Annotated in this window: 7 protein-coding genes; 3 read left to right on the forward strand and 4 right to left on the reverse strand. The window is 56.3% G+C overall.

Annotation, left to right across the window (positions count from 1 at the left end):
• Positions 1-694: 694 nt before the first annotated feature.
• The gene (locus ACXAIC_RS22795) at positions 695-1363 is read right to left on the reverse strand and encodes an AraC family transcriptional regulator (RefSeq protein WP_475186175.1); all 669 of its coding nucleotides are present in this window, start codon (positions 1361-1363) and stop codon (positions 695-697) included.
• On the opposite strand from ACXAIC_RS22795, the gene ACXAIC_RS22800 reads away from it, so the two are divergent.
• Complete coding sequence (locus ACXAIC_RS22800) at positions 1313-1471, forward strand: hypothetical protein (RefSeq protein WP_475186176.1); 159 nt, start codon at positions 1313-1315, stop codon at positions 1469-1471. The two genes, ACXAIC_RS22795 and ACXAIC_RS22800, sit on opposite strands and share 51 nt — an antisense overlap.
• A gap of 116 nt (positions 1472-1587) precedes the next feature.
• Positions 1588-2010 carry a nuclear transport factor 2 family protein gene (locus tag ACXAIC_RS22805; RefSeq protein ID WP_475186160.1) on the forward strand — a complete coding sequence of 141 codons (423 nt, stop codon included), beginning with the start codon at positions 1588-1590 and terminating at the stop codon, positions 2008-2010.
• Positions 2011-2479: 469 nt separating this feature from the next.
• Here the strand turns inward: ACXAIC_RS22805 and fabI are convergent, their stop codons facing one another.
• The 3 genes from fabI to fabA all read right to left on the reverse strand — a co-directional run bounded on the left by fabI (position 2480) and on the right by fabA (position 5159).
• Positions 2480-3292, reverse strand: a complete 813-nt coding sequence (fabI, locus tag ACXAIC_RS22810) for an enoyl-ACP reductase FabI (RefSeq protein WP_475186163.1) — start codon at positions 3290-3292, stop codon at positions 2480-2482.
• Positions 3293-3302: 10 nt separating this feature from the next.
• Positions 3303-4526 carry a beta-ketoacyl-ACP synthase I gene (gene fabB, locus ACXAIC_RS22815; RefSeq protein WP_475186166.1) on the reverse strand — a complete coding sequence of 408 codons (1224 nt, stop codon included), beginning with the start codon at positions 4524-4526 and terminating at the stop codon, positions 3303-3305.
• A 126-nt stretch (positions 4527-4652) separates the two neighbouring features.
• Complete coding sequence (gene fabA / locus ACXAIC_RS22820; protein ID WP_475186169.1) at positions 4653-5159, reverse strand: 3-hydroxyacyl-[acyl-carrier-protein] dehydratase FabA; 507 nt, start codon at positions 5157-5159, stop codon at positions 4653-4655.
• 338 nt (positions 5160-5497) lie between these two features.
• On the opposite strand from fabA, the gene irrA reads away from it, so the two are divergent.
• A complete protein-coding gene (gene irrA, locus ACXAIC_RS22825; RefSeq protein ID WP_475186171.1) occupies positions 5498-5929 on the forward strand; it encodes an iron response transcriptional regulator IrrA in 432 nt (143 codons plus the stop codon).
• The last annotated feature ends 339 nt before the right edge of the window (positions 5930-6268 follow it).

Here is a 6268-nt window from a genome sequence, read left to right on the forward strand (position 1 = left end):
ACCCTTCTTGAGGTTCACTCCAATTCCATTGAGGTTCGTAGCCTTCCGTCGCGTAGAGATAAACAGCGGCCCATCGCTTTTTATTAGTCAGGCCATGCCATCGCTCGTCTTCCGAACCCAGAAAAACTCGATATGAAATGCTGCCATTCCCTTTTCGAAATGAAGCCTCCAAGGGCAACAAACTCCGAGGTAGAATGTGGGCCAATCCTACGCCCCTCAAAATCGCCGAGGTCTCTTCCACGACATGAAAAATGTCGAAACCATCGATAGCTCCTAAGTCCAGGACACCCCTCAAATGACCTTCGACAGCGTACGCCAGTGCATCAGGGTCGACCAGATAATTTGAAAACCGTTCACTAATAAACTCAAAGAATGGGGACCCTTCAAGAAGTGTCCGTCTTATAGACATGAAGTCCTCCAGCCGACTATGCAGTCTAATTACATTAACATCGTCAGTCCGCTTTGTCCGCATCGCGGACGTCTGTTCAAAGCGCAGCTAAGGTCTGCTTGGAGCCCAAATTGACCAGTGCTGCGGAGCGTTCGAACGTGAGCTTTGCGCCCCAAAGGGGCCATTGGTGAATAACAGCTCATCCCTTGCTAGCAACCGCTCCATAAACGGAGGTCAAGGGTAAGGAAACAGACTCCGCTGTTGCCGAATGCCCGACTTCGATGTGAAAGGCCTTCGTTACCTTCTCTAAGGACAGGGACCGGAGGGTCGCTTCAGATATCGTCCGGGTGTCGTCCCGAAGTGCTCTCGAAACAAATCGATAAATGAACTGACCGTTTCGTAACCAAGATCAAACGCGACTGTAGTGACAGGTCGCCCCTCAATTAACATTTCCACCGATCTCAGCAGGAGCGACCGCTGACGCCAGGCCGTGAATGTGAGGCCGGTCTCCAGAACAAAACGCCGACTGAGCGTGCGTGGCGCTACACCCGCCCACGCCGCCCACGCTTTCATAGGCCGCCGTTCGGAGGGATCGTCCGCCAGCGCGCGCGCAATTTTCTGTAACCGGGGATCCAACGGCATCGGCAAGCTGAACGGCTCTTCCGGCGTCGAGGCGATCTCGTCCAGTATGACGCCCGTAATATGCCCCTGTGCTTGAGTTGACGGGGGGGCTTTCCAAGTGGCCGCGCGCGCTACCGCCTCCAGAAGGAGTCCCGAAGGACTTATGACGCGTACGGAGTTTGACAGTGTTGCGCACGCCTCCTTTGCCACATAGACGCTCCAGCCGCGAAACGCGCCAGAAGACGTAAGCCAATGCTCAGCATGCGGAGGAAGCCAGACAGCGTTGACGGGAGGAACAATCCAATGGCCTTGATCCGTGCCCACGCTTATCACGCCCCGCAGGGTGCCCAGCAGTTGGCCCTGCTCATGGCTGTGTCTGTCAGTCTGTCGCCGTTCCGCCTGCTCCTGTCGAACGGCCAGTATGACTGGACCTCCACAAGAGGTGAACTGAGAAAGCGCTGAAAGAACGTCAAACATGGCCTCGAAACCGTATTGAATGGCTTTGTTACGTTAGTGGCGCAACAATCAGAAGGCTAATGTCATCTTACACTGGAAACACAGCTTATAATGGTGACCCCATGACGACCGATAAAGCAATGACGCCGAGCGAAGCATACGATCTTTTGCAACGAGTGTTCGCAGTATTCATGAATCCAAAAACCAAGCAGGATGATCTTGCTGAATTTTTGACGCCTGACTACGTCCAGCGGGTTGACGGCAAGCAACTCGACTATAACGAATTTCTCACGCATCATCAGGCCCTTCAAGGAACGATTTCATCGGGAAGTGTCAATTTCGAGCATTTCGTAACGGACGGCGTTTCGGCGGCAACGGTGCATATTGCCGAGGCGGTAAAAAGGAACGGCGAACGAATTCGTTTCAGGGTGATCGCCTATTATCAGTTTTGCGGCAACCGCATCAGCCTTGTCGATGAACTGACCCAACTTCTTAGTGGCGAGCAGGAAGATCGGGATCTGGGGTCTAGAACGATGCCCGCATAGGAGCGCAAACGGGCTTCGTCTCATTGCTGGCGCAGCTGCATTCTCATCGACTGTGCCACGAAAAATGGCAATTTTCGATCGCAGCCACCCGTAAGCGGACAGTCCGCTTACAGCCCAAAGCCGCGATTGCCTCGGGGAGGACGAACGGCAGCTTCGTCCGCTTTGCTGCCGTTCGTTCACGTCGCGACGACTACCCAGTTCTCGTACAACAAACGGCGGCTTTCATGACAAGCTCGAGCACTGGTGAATGATCAATTTGCGGGCGCGAAGCGGGCGATTTGCGTTCATACTGGCGCAGGGCCATGGAAGTCACAGATTCTTACTTGTTTCAAATTATTGAAGCATGCCCGAACCCCGACATGCCCTCTGGACAAAAGGGTTCGGCTTAATCTTTGACTGCACGCCCACATTTAGGTGAGGGGCTAGGCCCGTGAGCCGCCTTTTTCTTAGTCTGTAACCTTGCATCGGATCAATCGGACTTGGTTTCCTGAACCTTCAGCTCTTCCAGACGCGGCATGGACATGATGTTGTAGCCGCTGTCGACAAAATGCACCTCGCCGGTCACGCCGCCCGACAGGCTGGACAGGAGATAAAGCCCTGTGCCGCCGATTTCGTCCAGGGACACTGTCCGGCATAGCGGCGAATTGCGTTTCTGGAAATTGAACATCAGCCGGGCGTCGGACACGCCGGACCCTGCCAGGGTGCGCACCGGGCCGGCGGAAATCGCATTCACGCGGATATTCTGTTCGCCATAGTCGACCGCCAGATAACGCACCGAGGATTCCAGCGCTGCCTTGGCAACTCCCATGACGTTGTAATTCGGCATCACCTTGGTGGAGCCGCCATAGGTCAGCGTCACCATGGAACCGCCATTGGGCATCAGATCCGCCGCACGCCGGGCAATCTCGGTAAAGGAATAACACGAGATCAGCATGGTGCGGGTGAAGTTCTCCCGCGTCGTATCGGCATATTTGCCGCGCAGTTCCGCCTTGTCGGAAAAGGCGATGGCGTGGACCAGAAAGTCGATGCTGCCCCACTTGTCTTTCAACGTGTCGAACACCGCATCAATGGACGCGCTGTCTTCCACATCACACGGCAGAAGCAGCTCGGAGCCAACGGAGTCGGCCAGCGGCCTGGTGCGTTTGCCGAACGCCTCTCCCTGATAGGTGAAAGCCAGCTCGGCACCTTGGTCAGCAAGTGTCTTGGCAATGCCCCAGGCAATTGAGTGGTCATTGGCAACGCCCATCACAAGGCCGCGTTTGCCTTTCATAAGATCGGACATGTATGGTTCCTCAGCCGTGGTAGCGCGACAATGCAAGGGAGGCGTTGGTGCCGCCAAAACCGAAGCTGTTGGACAGCACCGTGTCGAGGCCGGCATCGTCCACCCGCTCCGTCACGATCTCGTCCTTGTTCAGGGCCGGATCGAGCTCGGCAATGTTGGCGGACGCGGTCATGAAGTCGTTCTGCAGCATCAACAGGCAGTAGATCGCTTCTTGAACACCGGTCGCGCCCAGGCTGTGGCCGGTGAGGGACTTGGTGGAGGAGGCCGGCGGCTGGTTGTCGCCAAAGACCCGGCGGATCGCTTCGATCTCGCCGATATCGCCCACCGGCGTGGAGGTGCCATGGGTGTTGATATAGTCGACCTTGCGCTCGCCAAGGGTTTCGATGGCAAGGCGCATGCAGCGCTCTCCGCCTTCGCCAGACGGAGCCACCATGTCATAGCCATCGGAATTGGCGGCATAGCCGGTCACTTCGGCGTAGATCTTCGCGCCGCGCGCCTTGGCATGTTCCAGCTCTTCCAGAACCACAACGCCGCCGCCGCCGGCAATGACGAAGCCATCGCGGGTCGCGTCATAGGCGCGGGAGGCGGTTTGCGGTGTGTCATTATATTTGGAGGACATGGCCCCCATGGCATCGAACAGGCAGGACAGGGTCCAGTCCAGTTCCTCGCCGCCGCCGGCAAACATCACATCCTGTTTGCCAAACTGGATCTGCTCGGTGGCCGCGCCGATACAATGGGCGGAGGTGGAGCAGGCTGAGGTGATGGAATAGTTGATGCCCTTGATCTTGAAAGGGGTCGCCAGACAGGCCGAGTTGGTTGAGCTCATGCCCCGGGTCACCATGAACGGGCCCATGCGCTTCGGCGAGCCTTTTTCCAGAACGATCTGGTGCGCCTGGAACAGGTTTTTGGTGGACGGCCCGCCCGAGCCCATAATCAGGCCGGTCCGCGGGTTGGACACATCACTGTCCTCAAGACCGCTGTCGGCAATTGCCTGCTGCATGGAAATGTAGTTATAGGCCGCACCGTCACCCATGAAGCGCAGCTGGCGCTTGTCGATCAGGGACGGGATGTCGACATCCGGCATACCGTGGATCTGGCTGCGAAAGCCATGCTCGGCATAGTCGGGTGCAAAACTGATCCCGGACTTGCCTTCGCGAAGGCTGGACAGCACTTCTTCTGCATTCGATCCGATGGATGACACGATTCCGATACCGGTGACGACAACGCGTCTCATTGCGGTCTCCTACTTTCTATTGGGCACAAGCGGTATGTTCGCATTCGCCTGAGCCTTATCATAATACGGAAACCGGCGTTCCCAAGAACAGAAACACCGGCCAAAATTCGATTTCTGAGAAAAGCCTCAGGTCTGGGCCAGACCCACGCGCAAATCGGTCGCCTTGTAGATCTGTTCGCCATCGGCTTTCAGCCAGCCATCGGCAATACCCAGAACCAGGCGGCCCTTCATGATCCGTTTGAAGTCGACACCATATTCGACAAGCTTCGCATCCGGCGTCACCATGCCCTTGAACTTGATTTCACCGGTGGACAGCGCCATGCCCTTGCCCGGCAGGCCGAGCCAGCCCAGGAAAAAACCGGTCAGCTGCCAGAGCGCATCCAGGCCAAGGCATCCTGGCATAACGGGGTTGCCCTGGAAGTGGCACGGAAAGAACCACAGATCCGGCTTGATATCGAACTCGGCGCGCGCAAAGCCCTTGTCATATTCGCCGCCCGTTTCGGAGATTTCCGTAATCCGGTCGAACATCAGCATCGGCGGGAGCGGCAATTGCGCATTGCCGGGGCCAAAGAGCTCGCCGCGGCCGCAGGCGAGAAGAGCTTCGTAGTCGTAGCTGGAGCGGCGCTCGGTCATACAGGATCCGTTTTCTAGTTTCCTACCCGGTGTCCCAGGTGGAACGGGTTTGTTTTTCGTTGTGATAGCGGCGCCTTCCTACCACAGGGGAACCAGCACCGAAAGATGTCAGTTACGTGAAATTTCCTGTCTTTACGGGCAATTCGGCCGGTTTTGAGCGAAAGTCGCGACGTCGGATTGCCATGCCGGGAAGTTGCGTCGGACCGGAAAAACTTGCATTTTAAGCACAAGAAATGGCACAACAGGTCAGGAAAGTGCAGGAGACAGCGCTTGAATGGTCCGGTTTGAACTGAAAACAGTCAAGCAAGGCAAAGACTTAAAGGTTGGATCGAGCTGGAATGACAATACACAGCGTACTGGAATTCGCAGACAGAAACGTGACCGATATGCTGCGCACGGCAGGTCTTCGGCCGACGCGTCAGCGCGTGTCCCTGGCTGAATTGCTCTATTCCAAGGGTGACCGGCATATCTCCGCAGAGCTTCTGCACGAGGAAGCCGTGGCCGCCGATGTGCCCGTTTCCCTGGCCACGGTCTACAACACGCTGCACCAGTTCACCGAAGCCGGGCTGCTGCGCGAAGTGGCCATTGACGGCAACAAGACCTATTTCGACACCAACGTGTCCGATCACCACCATTTCTTCATTGAAGGGGAAAACCGGGTGATTGATATTCCTGGTGAAGGCGTTGGTGTTGGCGAACTTCCCGAAGCCCCGGAAGGTATGGAAATCGTCCGGGTGGAAGTGGTAGTGCGGGTCCGCAAGAAGAGCTGAGCATCCTCACGTCCTCAGTGCGGGCCATTGAAAGTTCCGAACAAACACTGCCTCGCGCCGTGACCCGGTGTCAGTTGAACTCTCGACAGAGAAAATAGAGCCCTGTCGCAAAGATTGTCGTTATAATTACGACTTGAGATTTGACTGTTGAAAGAGCGCTCCTGTCGGTGGAGTTCCGCGTCATGATTTTCTCTGCCATGGTTGAAAACCTGAAACGGCGGCCAGTGGAATGTCCGCGAGCAGAACGATCGTGAGCGTCCGCTGAACCCCACCTCCCGCTTTTCGATTTTGCGCCTTAAGTGTCCACTTATGCAAATGGACACTTAAAGGCGCGTGATG

The sequence above is a fragment of the Roseibium sp. AWQ4_254 genome (assembly GCF_056161025.1).